This window comes from Thalassotalea sp. HSM 43, from assembly GCF_004752005.1.
Classification (GTDB): domain Bacteria; phylum Pseudomonadota; class Gammaproteobacteria; order Enterobacterales; family Alteromonadaceae; genus Thalassotalea_A.
This window is the reverse complement of the sequence record NZ_CP038493.1, coordinates 358,270-377,542: the sequence shown is the minus strand read 5'-3', so window position 1 is coordinate 377,542 and position 19,273 is coordinate 358,270. Positions and strand designations below refer to the sequence as shown.

Genomic DNA, 19,273 nt, shown 5'->3' with positions numbered 1-19,273 from the left:
TGTGCGATTGATTGAACAAGCTTGGTATCAAAACCACCCCGTACGCTGGTTATTGCTGCCGCTTAATGTGTTGTTTTGGGCATTGAGTGCGCTGCGCCGCAGTTTGTATCGCTATCATATTTTAATGCAACCTAAGCTTGATGTGCCGGTTGTTATCGTCGGTAATATTGGCGTTGGTGGTAATGGCAAAACGCCGTTGGTTGTGTTTTTAGTTGAGCAATTGCAACAACGAGGCGTTAAGGTTGGCGTTATAAGTCGCGGCTATGGCGGAGAAAAACGACAAACTCCTTTGCTGGTCACCGATGGAGTTACGGCCGAGCAAGCAGGCGATGAGCCGGTGCTTATATATCAGCGCACCAAAGCGCCTGTGGCGATAAGTCCTGATCGTATTGCCAATGTTGAATTGCTAATGCAGCAAGGTTGCAACATGATCATCAGTGACGATGGCTTGCAGCACTATCGCTTAAAGCGTGATGTTGAACTGGTGGTCGTCGATGGTAAGCGTCGCTTTGGCAATGGTTGGCTGTTACCGGCAGGTCCTTTGCGCGAAGGGGTATGGCGCTTAAATTATGTTGATCAAGTTATTGTTAACGGTGGCCTTGCCAATGTCGATGAAATGGCGATGAACTTAGCTGCCGATTCGGTGGTTAATGTCAAAAGTGGTAAGCGTTTGCCACTAGCGCAATTTATGACTGACGTTGTTGCAAATAACCCAGTCAATGCATTGGCTGGTATTGGCGATCCGGAGCGTTTTTTTAATACCTTGCGCAGCCTTGGTTTTTCGCTAGCCAATCATGTTGGCTTTGTCGATCATCATAAATTTAACGATAACGACTTTGCTCAATTTTCTGAGAATCAGCCGTTGCTAATGACCGAGAAAGACGCAGTAAAATGTGCGCACTTGGTAAATGACAACAGTTGGTATTTGCCAGTTGATGCCAGTTTTAATGAGCAAAACGGTGCACAATTAATCGAATTAATCATGACGAGATGTAAACACTATGGCCTTTGATATTAAATTGATGGAAATTCTTGCCTGCCCAGTATGTAAAGGCAAATTAAGCATTAACAGCGACAAAAGCGAACTGCTTTGCAAGTTTGATCATGTGGCTTACCCAATTGAGCACGACATTCCGGTGTTGCTGGAAAGTGAAGCGAGAAAGTTAACCGAAGAAGAGCGTAGCTAATGACATTTACTGTGGTTATTCCTGCCCGTTTTCAGTCAAGTCGACTGCCGGGCAAAGTATTGGCCGACATTAATGGCAAGCCAATGATTCAGTGGGTGGCGGAAAAAGCCATGGCCTCAGGTGCCGAAAAAGTGATCATTGCCACCGACAATGATGAAGTTGAAAAAGCCGTACTTGGCTTTGGTGGTGAAGTGTGTAAAACCCGCGCCGATCATCAATCGGGCACCGAACGTTTAGCCGAAGTGGTCGAAAAATACGGTTTTGATGATGATGACATCATTGTAAATGTGCAAGGTGATGAACCGTTTATCCCCAGTGAAAACATCAGCCAGGTAGCTAAAAACTTAGGCCAACAAAGCAAAGCCCGAATGGCAACATTAGCGGTGAACATTCACTCGGTAGAAGAAGCGCTGAACCCAAATGCAGTAAAAGTGCTTTGTGATAAAGACGGTTATGCCTTGTATTTTTCTCGCGCAACTATCCCATACGATCGCGAACGTTTTCTTAATCAAGAGAGCATTGAAGAGATAGGCGATTTTTACTTACGCCATATTGGTATTTACGCCTACCGCGCTGGTTTTATTAAAGACTATGTGTCTTGGCCGGCAAGTGCTTTAGAGCACATTGAAGCGCTAGAGCAGTTAAGAGTGCTGTGGCAAGGTGAAAAAATCCATGTTGAAGTTGCCGCCAATCGTATGCCAGTTGAGGGCGTTGATACGCAACAAGATTTAGATAAAGCTAGAGCCTTTGCTAAACAATTATAAATTATCATTCTTATATCATATTAGTTATATAAAATAGCTTTTTAGAACCAATTTAGATATTGGTCTAATATAGTAAGACATGTAATTTTGTGACATAATTTTGCTTCCTCTTATTTGCTCGCTCATATTTAAGGGGCTTAGCAAGGACGTAAAACGACTAAGAGTCCATTTTTAATTTTAAAAATAATGAAATCAGATCATCTATGAATTTAACACACTTAAAACAGCTTGAAGCTGAATCTATCCATATCATTAGGGAAGTTGCCGCCGAGTTTGATAACCCGGTTATGCTGTACTCTGTCGGTAAAGACTCTGCAGTTATGCTGCACTTAGCAATGAAAGCTTTCTATCCGGCGAAACCGCCGTTCCCATTAATGCATGTTGATACCACGTTTAAATTCAGACAGATGATCGAGTATCGTGATCAAGTTGCTGAAAAGTTTGGTCTTGATCTGATTGTTCATACCAACCAAGAAGGCGTTGAAGCCGGTATGAACCCATTTGATCACGGCAGTGCTAAATTTACCGACGTGATGAAAACCCAAGCGCTAAAACAAGCGCTTAACAAACATCAATTTGATGCAGCTTTTGGTGGCGCGCGCCGTGATGAAGAAAAATCTCGTGCCAAAGAGCGTGTGTATTCTTTCCGTGATAAAAATCACCGTTGGGATCCAAAAAGCCAGCGTCCAGAGCTTTGGAACGTGTATAACGGCAAGGTTAATCAAGGTGAAAGCATTCGTGTGTTCCCATTATCAAACTGGACCGAGCTTGATATCTGGCAATACATTCACCTAGAAAACATCGAATTGCCACCATTGTACTTGGCGGCTAAGCGTCCGGTTGTTGAACGCAATGGCACGCTTATTATGGTTGATGATGACCGTATGCCACTTGAAGACGGTGAAGAGCCTGAAATGAAGATGGTTCGCTTTAGAACCTTGGGTGATTACCCATTAACTGGTGCGGTTGAGTCTGAAGCGACCACGCTACCAGAAGTTATTCAGGAAATGTTGTTAACCAAAACCTCCGAGCGCCAAGGTCGTGTGATTGATCATGACAGTTCAGGCTCGATGGAGAAGAAAAAAATGGAAGGCTATTTCTAAGCCAACACCAATATTTTCACTCAGTTAATAACATAAGGTTTTAAAGGTGCTGGCTAGATAGTGGGCACAAAGGATAACAACAATGAATCAAGAACAAGCTTTAATTGAAAACGATATCGAAGAATATCTACGTGTTCATGAAAACAAAGACATGCTGCGTTTTCTAACTTGCGGTAACGTCGACGACGGTAAATCAACACTGATTGGCCGCTTATTGCACGACAGCAAGTTGATCTTTGAAGATCACATGGATGCGATTAAAAGCGACTCAAAAAAATTCAATACCACCGATGGCGAGTTTGACTTAGCGTTGTTGGTAGATGGTTTGCAATCTGAACGTGAGCAAGGCATCACCATTGATGTGGCTTACCGTTACTTTGCGACTGAAAAGCGCAAGTTTATTATTGCCGACTGTCCAGGCCATGAGCAATACACGCGTAACATGGCAACAGGCGCATCAAACTGTGATTTAGCAATTGTGATGATTGATGCTCGTTACGGCGTACAAACACAAACCAAACGCCACTCTTACATTGCCTCTTTGCTTGGCATTAAGCACGTTATCGTTGCCGTAAATAAAATGGATTTGGTGAATTACTCACAAGACGAGTATCGCAAAATCAAAGACGAGTATCGCGAGTTTTCAAGTCAGTTGGACATTCCTGACGTGCGTTTTGTACCTATTTCAGCGTTAAAAGGCGACAACGTTGTTAATCGCTCTGAAGAAATGGATTGGTACCCAGGTGCCACCCTTATGGGATTGTTAGAAACCGTTAAGGTTAACAGTGACAAAAACCTAGATGATTTTCGCTTACCAGTACAGTATGTGACTCGTCCAAATCTAGATTTTCGTGGCTTTTGTGGCACCATCAGTGGTGGCACGATCAACGTTGGTGATGTGGTAACGGCGCTACCGTCAGGTAAGTCATCTTCAGTTAAGGCGATTGTTACCGCTGATGGCGAGTTGCAATCGGCTAGCGTTGATCAAGCGATCACGTTAACGCTTAATGATGAAATTGATGTTTCTCGTGGTGATGTCATTGTTCGTTCTAATAAATTAGCATCGGTTACCGATAATTTCGAAGCGACCATTGTTTGGATGAGTGAAGCGGCTTTACAACCAGGTAAAGAGTACGAGCTTAAAATTGGTACCAAGAACGTTTTTGGTCGTGTTGATAACATCAATTACCGTATTGATGTAAATACCCTTGAGCACAGCCAAGAAGATGAGATGAAGTTGAATGAAATCTCATCGTGTAACATTACCACCAATGGTCCTGTGGTTGTTGATGCCTACTCGCAAGTTGAAGGCACAGGTTCGTTCGTTATTATTGACCGCCTGAGCAATATCACCGTAGGTGCTGGCATGATCAGCAAAACCTTTGTTGAAGGTGAAGCAGAGTCTGATGTGAAACGTGAATATTCACAATCTGATGTGGCGTTGAACGAATTTATTCGTACACAGTTCCCAGAATGGGGCTGTAAGCCAATTTAAGATAGTTATAACGACTAAAAATACGATTGAAAGGCGGTGTATGCCGCCTTTTTTGTTGCTGTATTGATTTGCCTTAACTTTTGTACGTCACCAAAAACTGCTCCTTGCGTTTTTGGCATTCCCTACATCCATGTAGGTCACCAAAAAGTTGCTCCATGCATTTTTGGCATTTCGTACATCCATGTACGTCACCAAAAAGTTGCTCCATGCATTTTTGGCATTTCGTACATCCATGTACGTCACCAAAAACTGCTCCTTGCGTTTTTGGCATTTCGTACATCCATGTACGTCATTCCGTGCTACGACACGGAATATTAGGAACAGAGTATAAGATCCCGTTTTTCAACGGGATGACGGTACGGGGTTAGGATGACGGTACGGGGTTAGGATGACAAGGTCAAAGAAATGGTTTGGCAATGACAAAGCAGATAAATGCAAACACTGGTAATTTTAGACGTTAAACTTGAAAACACTAAAGCAACATACAAACGACAATATATCTTGCCGACATTAATTGGCTGATATATGTTACTACTATAACGATAATAAGGTGTCGGTGTGATGAGTGATGTTTACTTGTACACAGCCGACACTGCAGAAAAGGTTGTTTAATGCTGAGCATTGATCAATGGCTGATGTTAACGATTTTCGCGGGTACCTTTATTGGGCTGGTGAAGTATCAAAATGCCCCAGAAAAAGTATTCGCCGCCGCAACTATGGCGTGTTTGATATTGGGCTTTGTTAACACCAACGATATTTTCCAAAATGCCATTAACCCCGGCCTGCTAACGCTGATGTTACTGATCAGTTGTTCGTTTGCGTTTGAACGCACCAGCTTTTTGCGGGTGTTGTCAAGCCACCTTATCGGTAAAAATACCTTTTTATCCTATATTAAAACGTTGTTTACCACGGCTATTGCTTCGGCGATTTTAAATAATACCGCGGTGGTTGCGACATTAATATCACCTATCAAAAACAACAAATACATTAATCCTGGTCGCTTGTTATTACCGCTGTCTTATGCAGCGATTCTTGGCGGTACATTAACGCTTGTTGGTACCTCGACCAACCTTATCGTTAACTCGATGCTGATAGAACGCGGATTGCCTAGCTTAAAGTTTTTCGACTTTACCATGGTAGGCCTGGCGGCATTAGGCGCGTGTATGTTTGTGCTGCTTATCCGTATACGCGCTTTACCAAAAATTGCCACAGATCCTAAAGATGATAAACACTATTTTGTTGAAGCTCAGGTAACTCGCGGCTCTAAATTAATTGGCCGTTCAATCGAAGAAAACGGTTTGCGAAGCATGGACTCGTTGTTCTTGGTTGAGCTTATTCGTGATGACCACCTTATTTCTCCAGTAACACCCGATGAATACATTCGTCGGGGCGATAAACTTATTTTTACCGGCGACATTTCAAAAGTATTCGTATTGCAGCAATTTGACGGTTTGCAGTTGTTTGCAGAGCAAGATGGCTTATTGCGTGACAACCTTACCGAAGTACTTATCAAGCCCGGCTCATCCATTATTGGCATGACTTTAAAACAAGCGGGATTTAGAGCGCGCTTTGATGCTGCGGTGGTGGCTATTCGACGAGAAGGCTCTACTTTGTCCGGCAAGTTGGGTGATATTATTTTGCAATCCGGCGACTTTTTGGTGCTAGCGGTTGGTAATGACTTTGTTACCCGTACCAATATCACCAAAAACTTTTACGTATTGTCTGGTGTGAACCCCGAAGATATGTTGTCAGGTTGGCGAGATCAATTTACCTTGCTCGGCTTTTTATCGGCAATCGGTGCCTCGGTTGTATTCGGTTTCCCGTTATTGAAATGCTTGATTTTCTATTTGGCGTTTTTGTTTGCCTTTAATTGTTTATCACTCAATGAAATCAAGCGCCGTTTCCCATTGGAAATATGGCTGATTGTGGTCAGTGCATTAACCTTAGCGACCGCATTAGAAAATACCGGCGTCAGCTTTATAATTGCCGATAAAGTGCATGAATTTGTGCAAGGACAAACGGTGATGATAGCCTTCGTTGCGGTGTTTGTAATTACCTTGATACTGACAGAGATTATTACCAATAATGCCGCCGCGGCATTGATATTCCCGATCGCTTATAATATCGCCTTAGGTTTAGATGCCAATCCATTACCGTTTATTATGGCGGTTGCCTTTGGAGCCAGTGGCAGCTTTATCAGCCCTTATGGTTACCAAACCAATGTAATGGTATTTAACGCCGGTAATTACCGATTAAAGCACTTTATAAAGGTTGGTGTACCTGTGTCACTGACCTACAGCGCGGTTGTGCTGTATATGATCCCTAAGTTTTTTCCATTTTAGCGAAGACAATTTATTCTAATAGAGCCAAAAACATGACGATGAAAACAGAAAATACCGTATGGCACGAGCACAATGTAAGCAAAGCCGAACGAGCTAAGCAAAAACACCAGCAGCCATGTTTATTATGGTACACCGGGTTAAGTGGCTCGGGTAAATCTACCGTTGCTAATGCGGTTGATGCCATGCTGTATGCTCGCGGATGCCATTCGTATCTTCTCGATGGTGACAATGTGCGTCATGGTCTAAACGGTGATTTGGGTTTTTCTGACGAGGATCGCGTTGAAAATATACGTCGTATCTCACAAGTCGCTAAGTTGTTTGTTGACTCTGGATTGATCGTTACCACCGCGTTTATCTCACCGTTTCAATCAGACCGTGACATGGCAAGAGCACTGCTGGAAGGTGGCGAGTTCTTAGAAGTGTTTATTGATACACCAATTGAAATTTGTGAACAACGCGACCCGAAAGGCTTGTATAAAAAAGCCAGAGCAGGGGAGATCAAAGACTTTACCGGTATCGACTCTGGCTATGATATTCCACAAACACCAGAAATCCACGTTGAAACCGCAAACAAAAGCATTGAACAATGCGCCTTGCAGATTGTGAATCACCTAGAACAAAAAGGCTATATTCCAAGCAAGTAATATAGGTGTTGATTGGGTAAGGTTGGCTGTTGCGACAGCTTAACCGATACTTGCTTTTAGCAATACAGCATTATCTTTAAACTGGGCACCAAACTGGTCACCGTCATCCCGATGAAAATCGGGATCTTTGTTTCTATTTCTAAGAATCCGTGTCGTTGGCCGGAAAAGCTACATGGATGTAGTGAATGCCAAAACACACGGAGCAACTTTTTGTCGACGTTGTACCCGTTTTCACCTGAAACAACACCCCGTCAACCAAACCTTTAAAACATCATCCCAAACCTTAAACTCGTCATCCCAATTCTCTATCGTCATCCCGATGAAAATCGGGATCTTTATTTCAGCTTCTAAGATTCCGTGTCGTAGCACGGAAAGACGGTTCTCTTTTTTGGTGACCTACATGTATGTAGGGAATGCCAAAAACACACGGAGCAAATTTCTGGCGACGATGTACTGACTACCACCTATAGTCTATATCCGCCAAACTGAAACTAAAACCCGTATTCCGAAACTACAACCCCGTCATCCCGAACTTGATTCGGGATCTTCAAAACTAAATTTTCTGTAATCCCTATTTGCATCAAATCTAGACTTCAAAGCGTCAAAAATATTGGTTTTTAAAATAGTAATTAATCGAAAGCCTTTATTTATAAGGGGTGCGGAGAAGTGAGTAAGTGCGAAAAACTGTAGGTTTTTTTTACACTCACTTTTTTATAGAAATAGCCAAATCAGCCAACTTATTGAAAAGTAAAAAGTTAGAACAGTTGGCGCGATATATGCTTTATATACACCGCTAACATTTAGAGATATTAAATGCTCGCTACACTGTTGTAATGACAGTTTTATAGCACTTCATAAAACGTTTAGCATCCTGGCGCTTACCCGGCGCCTTTTTTTTGCCTGTAATTTTCCTAAACACCAATTCCTCGCACGCCTTTGTCAATAATACTTACAGCTAGCACGATCAGTTAATCGCGAGAATAGTTGCTCTCGTCGGCGCTGTTTTGATCCCTTTACACACAAAGTTGTAACAAATCATAAATGTTTACCATGAGCACTGGATTTTAAAAGTAATAATTCGTAGTATGCTGACGACAATAATTATATCCATGCTCGTAATACAACAATTCCAGATACGAGCCAAACAAGGGATGAGATCATGAAACACGTAATTGCGGGCGCACTTTGCTCGTCACTTCTATTATTAGCCGGTTGTAATGAAACGACAACTGCCGCTGAAACGTCTACTGAACAACCAAAAGCTGAAATGAAAACGCAAAAAACTGCGTTAGCTTCTGGTATTGACCAAGCCAATATGGATAACAACGTTCGTCCACAAGACGACTTTTATCTATACGTAAACGGTGGCTGGTTAGCAAGCAACCCTATTCCTGGTGATAAAACCGCTATCGGCTCGTTCTACGACTTGCGCGATAAGTCTGATGAAGACGTAAAAGTCATCATCGAAGAGCTAGCTGCATCGAAAGACCTTAAAAAAGGCACTGACGAGCAAAAAGTTGCGGACCTATTTAATTCATTTATGGATGAAGCAAAAATCAACGAGCTAGGTGTTAAGCCAATCGAACCGATTCTTGCTGAAATTTCTGCACTTGAAAATAAAGATGACCTTTCTGTATTTTTTGCCAAGTCGCAAAAAATGGGTCTAGATTCGCCAATCTACTTCTACGTAAGTGTTGATGCGAAAAACTCAAGCCGTTATGCGGGCCACGTATGGCACTCTGGCTTAGGTCTTCCAGATCGTGATTACTACTTCAAAGAAGAAGAACGTTTTGTACAAATGCGTGCTGATTACGTTGCACACGTTGCGAAAATGTTTGAACTAGCGGGTCAAGAAAATCCACAGCAAGCAGCAGAAAGCATCATGGCATTAGAAACCAAGATGGCTAAGTTGCACTGGACTCGAGTACAAACTCGTGACAGTGAAGCGCGTTACAATCTGAAGAAAACAGCAGAATTGAACGAGTTGACAGACGCAGTTAACTGGTCAGCATGGTTGAAAGAACTTGGTGCAGACAACCAAGCTGATATTATCATTAACCAACCAGATTTCGTTGAAGGTTTTGGTAAGATTGTTGCTGAAACAGACATGGCTACTTGGAAAACATTCCTTAACTGGCAAGTTATTGGTGGTTTCGCGTCGTACTTAAACGATGAACTAGCAAAGCAAAACTTTGAGTTTTACGGTAAAAACATCAACGGTCAGCAAGAGCAAAAGCCACGCTGGAAGCGCGGTGTTAGCCTTATCAACGGTAACTTAGGTGAAATCATCTCTAAGGTATACGTTGCTCGTCACTTCACCCCTGAAGCGAAAGACCGTATGACCACATTGGTTGAAAACTTACGTGACGCTTACGGTGAGTCTATCGATTCACTAGAGTGGATGAGTGATGACACCAAAAAAGCGGCTCGTGTAAAACTAGCTGCTTTCACGCCTAAGATTGGTTACCCAGACAAGTGGGAAGACTACTCAGCGATTGATATCAATGGCGAAACCTTAGTTACTAACCTAATTAGCGCCGACCAAGTAGGTCACGCTAAAGCGATTGAAAAACTTAATGGTCCAATCCGTGATTGGGAATGGCACATGACGCCACAAACCGTTAACGCATACTACAACCCAACGGTTAACGAAATCGTATTCCCTGCGGCAATTTTGCAACCGCCATTCTTTAACATGGCTGCAGATGACGCAGTAAACTACGGTGGTATTGGTGCGGTTATTGGTCACGAAATGGGCCACGGTTTTGATGACCAAGGTTCTAAGTACGATGCCGATGGTAATCTGAAAAACTGGTGGACTGAGCAAGACTTAGCAGAGTTTAAAGTACGTTCTGAGCAACTTGTTGCCCAATACGATGGTTACCAAGTATTTGACGACTTAAACGTAAACGGTAAGCTTACTTTAGGTGAGAATATCGGTGACTTGTCTGGTTTGACTATCGCATACCGTGCTTACAAAAACTCACTGAACGGTGAAGAAGCACCAGTGATTGATGGTTTAACAGGTGATCAACGTTTCTTCATGGGTTACGCACAAATCTGGCGTGGTAAGCGCACAGAAAAAGCAATGCGTGAGCGTGTAGCAACTGACCCTCATTCACCAGGTCACTTCCGTGCAATTGGTTCATTATCTAACATGAACGAGTTTTACGAAGCATACGGCATCAAAGAAGGCGATGCGATGTACATCGCTCCTGAGAAGCGCGTAAAAATCTGGTAATAGATTATTAATTAATGTGAAAAGGCGCCTTAGGGCGCCTTTTTTATGCGCGGGAATTGGTTGTCTGAATACATCCCTCATACTCATTATTGTCATCCCGACGAAAGTCGGGATCTTAATTAAGAATCTGGAATAGAAAAGATTCCGATTTACATCGGAATGACGGTTGTAGAGTGTCGGCATTAGCACATCCTTGCACGTCATCAATATCGCAGTCGTCATCCCGTTGAAAAACGGGACCTTCCATACAACATTTGAATAGATTCCAATTTGCATCGGAATGACGGTTGTTGATTAAAGCAATTAAATTCAAATTCTAAAAAATAAACCTTGCATACACCGTACACCCAAATACAATCTTGCTAGCCCTTAGCCCTTAGCCCTTAGCCCTTAGCCCTTAGCCCTTAGCCCTTAGCCCTTAGCCCTTAGCCCTTAGCCCTTAGCCCTTAGCCCTTAGCCCTTAGCCCTTAGCCCTTAGCCCTTAGCCCTTAGCCCTTAGCCCGTAGCCCCTAGCCCCTAGCCCCTAGTCCCTATAACCATCAGAAATAACATATAACCCTTTTTAATTACTGCAAAAGATTCCTAGTTGGTATGATCTCGGCTAGCTATATTCATTGAACGCCAGAGAAAAGCAGTAACGTGGCAGACAATAATAAAACCCAAGAAGATGCTTTAAAAAAAGCATCACAAACGCGGCGCGAGTTTATTCGAAAGTTCGGAAAGCTTGCCGCGGTAACACCTGTTGCCTTAACCACGTTGATGTCACCAGAAACATCGGCGGCGCCAAAATCGAATGATTTTTTCTGTGATAAACGGCCAAATCACCCTAAATGCAACAACAATAGCAACAGCAATAAACGAAACGGTTTTAAGTAATTGAGATAGGGCAGTGCGTTAATATGTTTTTGTAAAATTCCTCTGCAAATTCTTAAAGTTAATAAAAAAACAGTTAAATTTTAATGACATATCACATCAAAATTTTACAAATACGCATATCGGGGTTATTATCAAACGTAAGCATTATCTACTAATAAAAACAGGCGAGTAGTATTATGGCTGGCAACGACAATATAACTGAGCAAAATAAAGACTCAAAAATGGACAAAAATTCAGGTGAAAAAACAGCGTCACAAACACGACGTGAGTTTATTAAAAAGTACGGAAAGCTTGCTGCAGTAACGCCTGTAGCATTAACTACGCTTATGTCACCAGAAACGTCAGCTGCACCAAAGTCCTGTAAACCTAATCAGCAAAATAAATTTTGTCCTCCACAAAATCAAGCGAATGATGGTAAAAAATCAAACGGCTTTTAGGACGTTTGTTAGTTAGTAGCTACATAAGTAGTTAGAATAAACAGAAAGATATAAGCAGTTAGCTATGAGTTAATAGAAAAGGCTCGCTTGTTATTGAACGCTTATTTGTTACACTAAAATTAAAGAAAATTCAGACACAAGACTGAATAATAAACAACAAAATCGCGGTAACGTTATGAATCGTAAATATATTGCTCTTACAGTTTCGTTATTCTTCGCCTCATCCGGAGCGGCATTAACTGCCGTAGACAGTGATGAGCTTTCGTCGTATTCCGACAGTGCGGTTTTGTTTGATTTGTACGATCAAGAGTACAATGAAGATGAGCAAAATGAATACATCAAAGAGCAAGAGCAAAAAAAGGCAGAGCGAGATGCTGCTTTAGCTGGTGCGGCTAATTACTCCACTGATTCAGATGTGATCATACTGGAAACAAAAGAAGATAAACGTAAGCTTGAAGAGCAGCGCAAAGTGTTAATTCGCGAAGAGCAAAGCCGCTTAACACAAAATCTAAATGAAGATGCACGTCGCAAGTTAGAAGAGCAAATGGCTCAAACCGGCGAACCGGCAAAATCACAAGCAACCTCAGGTGCTGCTGCAGCGGTTGCCGCAAGTCAAACCTTACCAGAATCCGATACAACCGATGCACAACAAGAGGTGGTTGCACAAAACCAACCAAAAACCTTTGATGAGCTTAGAGCACTGGATCTTGAACCGCCTATTCCACCGGGTACGTTAGGTGGTGGTAATGGCAACGGGGGACCAGGCGGCGGAGCAATTACCCCTTCAGTAAACTAATCTAGAGACTGTTGCAATGACCATAGAAAAGTCTAATGCTACAGTTTTTTCTTTTGAAAACGGCAATATATTACAAGCCTGTTTCTATACCCTTTTAGCATTGATTGTTTGGCTACCTATTCCATTGGGCTCAAATCGTCCGTGGGCGTGGAGCATCATGGAGTTTGTCAGCTTTGTGATATTAGCGGTGGTTGTTGCGCGCATGCCGGCAAAAACATTTGCCGAACAACTGAAAACCTATTGGCCATTAGCGCTCGGTATGCTGCTATTTCTGTTATACCAAGTACTACAGCTTGTACCGTTACCCGTCAATGTTGTTCAAGCATTAAGCCCAAATACCGTATTAGTGCAAAACCACGGCTCACTGCATTCCGATTGGCTGAGTATTGCCGTTGATCCTAATCAAGCGATGATAGCGACCTTAAAAGCCTGTAGCTATTTTGCCATTATGTTAAGTGTCTTATTGTTGGTAACCGATTTTAAGCGATTAAAGTTGTTGCTCGTTGCCATTGTTATTGCCTGCACATGGCAAGCGTTTTACGGCTCAATAATGGCGCTTAGTGGTCAAGAGCAAAGCTTTTTTTGGAGTATGAATAACAGCTCGACAGCCAACGGCAGTTTTGTCTACCGTAATCATTTTGCCAATTTTTTAATTATGGGCTTGGCAATAGGCTTGGGGTATTTGGTGGCAACGCTCGATAAAAATTCAGAAGATAAAGAAAGTCGAAAAGATAAAGCTACTCGTTGGTTAACCTCAATGGTGTCAGGCAAAGCTGCCTTACGCGTTGCTTTGGCCATTATGGTTATAGCATTGGTGCTGTCGCGTTCTCGCATGGGCAATACCGCATTTTTTGCTGCATTAACTGTCACTGGCATTCTAGCGTTCTTTTTATTGCGACATAAAAGCAAAAGTTTAGGTTTTTTACTGATCAGTGTGCTGATCATCGACACCTTTATATTGGGAGCTTATTTTGGTATCGATAAAGTCAAGACTCGAATTGAACAAACGTCTATCTCCAGCGAAGCAAGAGTCGACTTTAATCAGTACTCCTGGCAGTTAGTAAAACTATTCCCGCGGGTAGGTACCGGTGGCGGTGGTTATTATACTGTGTTTCCGCTGGTGCAAGGGGATGACATTAACGCCTTTTTAGATCACGCCCATAACGACTATTTACAGTTCGCCATTGAATACGGCATTCCCGCGACCTTGTGGTTAGGGATTGTGGTATTAGTCAGTTTAGGGCAAGGAGTAGTCGCTATGCGACGACGGCGCAGCAAATTATTACAAGGTGTTGGTTTTGCTACGACGTTGGCGATTATCGGTATGTTGTTGCACATAAGCGTTGATTTTAATTTGCAGGCGCCGGCAAATGCAGCGTATTTTCATATTGTTTTAGCGCTCGCCTGGATTGCCAATAACGGTTTGAAGTCTAAAAACAGCTTAAAACCTAATCGGAATGTACTGTAATAAATAACGATTCGCCAAATTTGTCACCAGTAAAACAAAGCGGTCATTAAAAAGTAAAAATTTGACGAAAAATATTTAGATTTTATCAAGAATTGCGCTATAGTTGCTTATAGATTTGCGAAAAAAATGCAATAAAAACACATATGTACAAGAAAGTGCTTGATTAAGAAGTGGGTATTAAGCGCTTAATGGAATGAGTTAAAATAACAATAACGCCTAGACTGGTTTTCGCATTCATTAGCATGAATTTGCATAAAATGGGTTACTGGTAGGGCTTTCAGGGGTTATGGAAAAGTGAAGCGCTTAACGACTTCGATAACAATTCTAGCGTCATTGCAGACATTAACGGTCGGCAGTGCGTTTGCCTATGAGCAAAGTCCAATCCAATTTGCCGGCTTTAATGTTGTGCCTAAGGTTACCTTGACAGAATCTTACACCGATAACTTACTGCAAGATGCCGACAACGAGATCAATACTTGGCTTACCCACTTAAAGCCCGAAGTGTTGTTGGATAAACAATATGGCCTAGATCGTTACAGCTTAAGCTATGGCTTATCCCATAAAAATTACTCCGCCAAAGGCCGTGATACCATTACCGATCACAAGTTTGGCGCAGGTGCAACCTTTGATTTAGGTACTCGTCATCGCATCGCAACCTATGCAAAGTATGCTTTATTACATGAAGAGCGTGGTCGAGACTTCTCGATTGGTTATGGTGACCAGTTAAAAGAGCCTACCCCATACGACACATTAAATGCCTCGTTAAAATACACTTTTGGTGCGCGCACCGCTCAGGCTAATTTAGATTTCTTCACCAGTTATTACGATATTGAATACGACAGTGTTTACTTTGATGAGCTAAATATTGATGAAGACGATAATATTCCGCCGCCGGACGAAAACTTTGATGTGACGGCAGATCGTAATCATGACAAGATTAAATTTGGTAGTACACTGCGCTACAAACTTGGCGCATTTACCGATGTATCGGTAACCCTCGCGTTTGCCAATACCGCATACGAAACAAACCGTATGTTTGAACCGTCGTTAGATAACGATGAGTTTTCTGTATCGAGCCGTTTTGCTTGGCAAGGTACGGCGATGACCACAGGTTATGTTGATTTAGGTTACAGCGAAAAATCATTTGATGCCGACGAACGTGATAATGGCGACGGTATTCGTTGGAAAGTTGGTGTTATTTGGAAACCATTAACCTATTCTAATTTTGATTTTTCTACCGCACGTGATGTCACAGAGCCAGAAGGTCAGGGTAGTTATATTGAAAACACCAATGTTAACTTATCGTGGCATCATAATTGGTTAGAGCGTTTAGGTACGCGTTTAAAAGCGTCGTATAGTGAAGACGAATACGGTGATACCGATCGCGAAGACGATAATAATATATACAGTGCCAGTGTGTTGTATGAAATGCGTAGAAATTTAAACTTTACTCTGTCATTATCTAATTATGAGCGGGACAGCAATTATAATAATTTAGATTATACGGAAAATAGAGCGTCCTTGTCTGTTAGCTACCATTTGTAATTGAGTGCTATGAAAGTATTATGCAGTTCTCTTAACCAGAATATGGTTAAGATAGTAACATCTCTTGCCCTGTGCCTATCCTTTTTCTCTGTATCAAGTCATGCTGATTCGTTAAGCCATTACCGATTAGGTGTTGGTGATAAAATCGAAATCAACGTGTTTGGTGAATCTGACTTATCAAAGCAATTCAAAATCAACGAACGTGGCACCATTAATTACCCATTTCTAGGGGAAGTTAGCGTAAAAGATCTAACCTTAGCGGAAGTAGAGCAAGCGGTGGTTAATGGCTTAAAACCCGATTATTTGATTAACCCAAGTGTGTCCGCTGCCATTGTAGAATATCGGCCGTTTTTTATTGAAGGGCAAATTAAAAAGTCCGGTGCCTATTCATATCAACCTGGCTTAACGGTAGCAAAAGCGGTGGTATTAGCCGGCGGTTTTACCGAGCGTGCATCAAAAGATAAAATTTACATTCAACGCTCTAGTGATCCTGAAAACAAAACCGAGCTCGCCATGCTCGACAGTAAAGTATCACCTGGTGATATCATCACCATCAAACAAAGCTTTTTTTAAAAGGAATTATTGATGAAATCTGTGCAGCAACAATCAATACATTCTAATCAAGGCAATCATTCACACCAAAACGATGATGAGCATTTTGACGATATCGACTTTAAACAATTGTTTAATGTGTTATTGCGCAATAAGTGGCAAATCATCGCATTAACCGTGGCGGTTGGTTTGTTTGCTGGCATATACGCTTATTCGATTACGCCTATTTATCAAGCCACCGCGACCATGCATTTAGAATCGGCACAGGCGAAAGTCGATGATTTAAACGATGTGTATAGTGATACATCAGCAAGTGAAGAGTATTATTACACGCAACTTGAAATTATCCGCTCTAAGCCAGTAGCCAAAAAGGTAGTTGAAAACCTTAACCTTGACAAAAGCCCATTATTTCAGATTGATAAAGCCAAACTATTGGAATTAAGCCCTGAATTATTAACACTTTCTGAAGCAAAGCTTGACGAACATATAAAGCAAATACGTTATGCAAGTGCGCTTGGTTATGTACAAAGCGGTCTGTCGGCAAGCCCGATTAAACAAACCCAGTTAATCAATATCAGCTTTACCTCACAGCACCCCGAAATGACACCGCTAATCGCCAATGCGGTGAGTCAGGCATATATTGACAATCACATACAGGTAAGCCTTGAGCGCATTGAAAAATCAGCGACTTGGTTAAATTCGTCTCTATCCGGTTTGAAAACCAAATTAACGACATCGCAAGAAGCTTTGCAAGCGTTTCGAGAGCAAGAGTCTTTAGTCGATATCGGCGGTATTAAGTCCCTTGCAGCCAAAGAAGTGGAGAAATTATCAGCGCAGCTTTTGGATGCAAGACAAGCATTGAAAACGACGGAGCTGGTCTACAGTTTAGTGCGCCAACAAACCAGTGTCGATGAGCTCGCGTCACTGCCCGATGTGCTAAATCACCCAGCAATAAAAGCGGCGACCGAACAAAAACGTAGTGCTGAAACAACACTGGAAACCTTATCGCTTACTTACGGACAAAAACACCCGAAGATCATTGCCGCCAAAGCTGATGTGGCACGTGAGCAAGCGAATATTAATAAAAACATTCAAAGTTTAGAAAAGACCATAGGTAATGACTTTAAAAAGTCACAACAGAATGTTGCGCAACTGCAAAATGCTTTGCAAGAGGCGAAACGCCAATATCAAAAGTTGACGCGCCTTGATAATCAACACCGTGATTTACTGCAAGAAGTTGAAACCAATAAAGAATTGTATGCGGCATTTTTTAATCGCTTAAAAGAAACCGCAGAGTTAGAAGGGTTTGAAGCCAATGTAGGCCGTATCATTGAAGAAGCAACGACGCCATATAGCCCCATAAAACCAAACAAAAAGCTGATCATTGTTATTGCAATGATCACCGCGGCTGCAGCCGCGGTTGGCATTGTTTTATTGCTCGAAGCGATGAACAGTACCATTCGCAGTGTTGATGATGTGGAAGCTAAGTTAAGTAAAAGCTTGCTGGGTATTGTGCCCTTGATCAAAGACAAAGATGACAGTGCCCAGTTTGATGTCAGCTATTTTAACGAAGGCAACGATCACAGTTTTTCTGAATCGATTCGCACCTTACGTACTAGCTTGTTGTTACTAAACTTAGAAGATAATTCTAAGGTTTTTAGTGTTACTTCAACCATTCCGGGTGAAGGGAAAACAGCAGTATCAACCAACTTAGCCTTTGCCTTAGCGCAACTCGATAAGACTTTGTTAATCGATACCGATATGAGACGCCCATCACTAGCTAAAAACTTCGACATGGACATGAACACGCCAGGTTTAAGTAATGTGATTGCGAAGACACATGCACTTGATGAGTGTATCCACCGAGATGAAAAATCCGGATTAGACTTGTTGCCTGCGGGGCAATTACCACCAAACCCACAAGAGCTATTGGCATCGAATCAATTTAAACAAATGTTGAACGAGCTGAAAGAGAAATACGATCGCATCATTATTGATACCGCACCAGTACAAGCAGTGAGTGATGCCATGATTGTAGCCCGTTTAGCAGACAGCCATTTGTATGTTGTAAAAGCCGAATCTACCAAAGAAAGTATGATCAAAAGAGGCATGAAACGCATGACCATGGCCGGTATTAACATAGATGGTGTGGTACTTAATCAAGTCGATTTGGCCAAAGCTCGACAGTACCAAGACTTTACTGGTTACTATGATCAATACGGCTATGCAACTTAAAAAGGCCGTCACCGAATACAGGTAGCGGTCAGAACATAAACAAAACGTCACCGAAAAAATGCATCCGTGCATTTTCGGCATTCCCTACATCCGTGTAGGTCACCGAAAAGCAAAACCGTCATTCCGTGCTACGACACGGAATCTAAAACATAGAATAGTTTAACGTCATTCCGTGCCACGACACGGAATCATGGAAAAGTAGGACGGACGTAGTAACCGTCACCGAATACAGGTAGTCGGCAGAAAAACAAAACGTCACCAAAAAACAAAACCGTCATTCCGTGCTACGACACGGAATCTTGGAAAAGTAGGGCAGACGAGACAACTGTCACCGAAAAAATGCATCCGTGCATTTTCGGCATTCGCTACATCCATGTACGTCATTCCGTGCTACGACACGGAATCTTGGAAAAGTAGGACAGACGTAATAACCGTCACCGAATACAGTTAGTAGACAGGAAAAACAAAACGTCACCGAAAAAATGCATCCGTGCATTATCGGCATTCCCTACATCCATGTAGGTCACCAAAAACTGCTCCGTGCGTTTTTGGCATTTCGTACATCCATGTACGTCATTCCGTGCTACG

Annotated in this window: 15 protein-coding genes; all 15 read left to right on the top strand. The window is 42.2% G+C overall.

Annotation, left to right across the window (positions count from 1 at the left end; genetic code table 11):
• The first annotated feature begins 1 nt into the window (after position 1).
• The 15 genes from lpxK to E2K93_RS01630 all read left to right on the top strand — a co-directional run bounded on the left by lpxK (position 2) and on the right by E2K93_RS01630 (position 18,685).
• Positions 2-1,012, top strand: a complete 1,011-nt coding sequence (gene lpxK / locus E2K93_RS01700; protein ID WP_135437424.1) for a tetraacyldisaccharide 4'-kinase — start codon at positions 2-4, stop codon at positions 1,010-1,012.
• Entirely contained in the window at positions 1,002-1,187 is a 186-nt protein-coding gene (locus E2K93_RS01695) for a Trm112 family protein (protein WP_135437423.1), read from the top strand. Before lpxK ends, E2K93_RS01695 begins: the two co-directional genes overlap by 11 nt.
• Positions 1,187-1,951 (top strand): 3-deoxy-manno-octulosonate cytidylyltransferase, encoded by a 765-nt coding sequence (gene kdsB, locus E2K93_RS01690; protein WP_135437422.1) that lies wholly within the window; start codon positions 1,187-1,189, stop codon positions 1,949-1,951. Before E2K93_RS01695 ends, kdsB begins: the two co-directional genes overlap by 1 nt.
• 191 nt (positions 1,952-2,142) lie before the next feature.
• Positions 2,143-3,054 carry a sulfate adenylyltransferase subunit CysD gene (gene cysD, locus E2K93_RS01685; protein WP_228445629.1) on the top strand — a complete coding sequence of 304 codons (912 nt, stop codon included), beginning with the start codon at positions 2,143-2,145 and terminating at the stop codon, positions 3,052-3,054.
• 82 nt (positions 3,055-3,136) lie between these two features.
• A complete protein-coding gene (gene cysN / locus E2K93_RS01680) occupies positions 3,137-4,549 on the top strand; it encodes a sulfate adenylyltransferase subunit CysN (protein WP_135437420.1) in 1,413 nt (470 codons plus the stop codon).
• Between the two features lie 611 nt (positions 4,550-5,160).
• A complete protein-coding gene (locus tag E2K93_RS01675; protein ID WP_323368249.1) occupies positions 5,161-6,891 on the top strand; it encodes an SLC13 family permease in 1,731 nt (576 codons plus the stop codon).
• Positions 6,892-6,923: 32 nt separating this feature from the next.
• Positions 6,924-7,535 (top strand): adenylyl-sulfate kinase, encoded by a 612-nt coding sequence (gene cysC, locus E2K93_RS01670; protein ID WP_135437419.1) that lies wholly within the window; start codon positions 6,924-6,926, stop codon positions 7,533-7,535.
• Between the two features lie 1,159 nt (positions 7,536-8,694).
• Complete coding sequence (locus E2K93_RS01665) at positions 8,695-10,776, top strand: M13 family metallopeptidase (RefSeq protein WP_135437418.1); 2,082 nt, start codon at positions 8,695-8,697, stop codon at positions 10,774-10,776.
• A gap of 639 nt (positions 10,777-11,415) precedes the next feature.
• Positions 11,416-11,652 carry a hypothetical protein gene (locus E2K93_RS01660; protein ID WP_135437417.1) on the top strand — a complete coding sequence of 79 codons (237 nt, stop codon included), beginning with the start codon at positions 11,416-11,418 and terminating at the stop codon, positions 11,650-11,652.
• A gap of 176 nt (positions 11,653-11,828) precedes the next feature.
• Positions 11,829-12,089 (top strand): hypothetical protein, encoded by a 261-nt coding sequence (locus E2K93_RS01655; protein ID WP_145988257.1) that lies wholly within the window; start codon positions 11,829-11,831, stop codon positions 12,087-12,089.
• Between the two features lie 175 nt (positions 12,090-12,264).
• Positions 12,265-12,885: a hypothetical protein gene (locus tag E2K93_RS01650; RefSeq protein ID WP_135437415.1), complete on the top strand. Its 621-nt coding sequence runs from the start codon at positions 12,265-12,267 to the stop codon at positions 12,883-12,885.
• A gap of 16 nt (positions 12,886-12,901) precedes the next feature.
• The gene (locus E2K93_RS01645) at positions 12,902-14,353 is read left to right on the top strand and encodes an O-antigen ligase family protein (RefSeq protein ID WP_135437414.1); all 1,452 of its coding nucleotides are present in this window, start codon (positions 12,902-12,904) and stop codon (positions 14,351-14,353) included.
• 294 nt (positions 14,354-14,647) lie between these two features.
• Positions 14,648-15,898 (top strand): outer membrane beta-barrel protein, encoded by a 1,251-nt coding sequence (locus E2K93_RS01640; protein ID WP_189637830.1) that lies wholly within the window; start codon positions 14,648-14,650, stop codon positions 15,896-15,898.
• Between the two features lie 42 nt (positions 15,899-15,940).
• Positions 15,941-16,471 carry a polysaccharide biosynthesis/export family protein gene (locus tag E2K93_RS01635; RefSeq protein WP_135440378.1) on the top strand — a complete coding sequence of 177 codons (531 nt, stop codon included), beginning with the start codon at positions 15,941-15,943 and terminating at the stop codon, positions 16,469-16,471.
• Between the two features lie 12 nt (positions 16,472-16,483).
• Positions 16,484-18,685: a GumC family protein gene (locus E2K93_RS01630; protein WP_135437412.1), complete on the top strand. Its 2,202-nt coding sequence runs from the start codon at positions 16,484-16,486 to the stop codon at positions 18,683-18,685.
• Positions 18,686-19,273 lie beyond the last annotated feature (588 nt).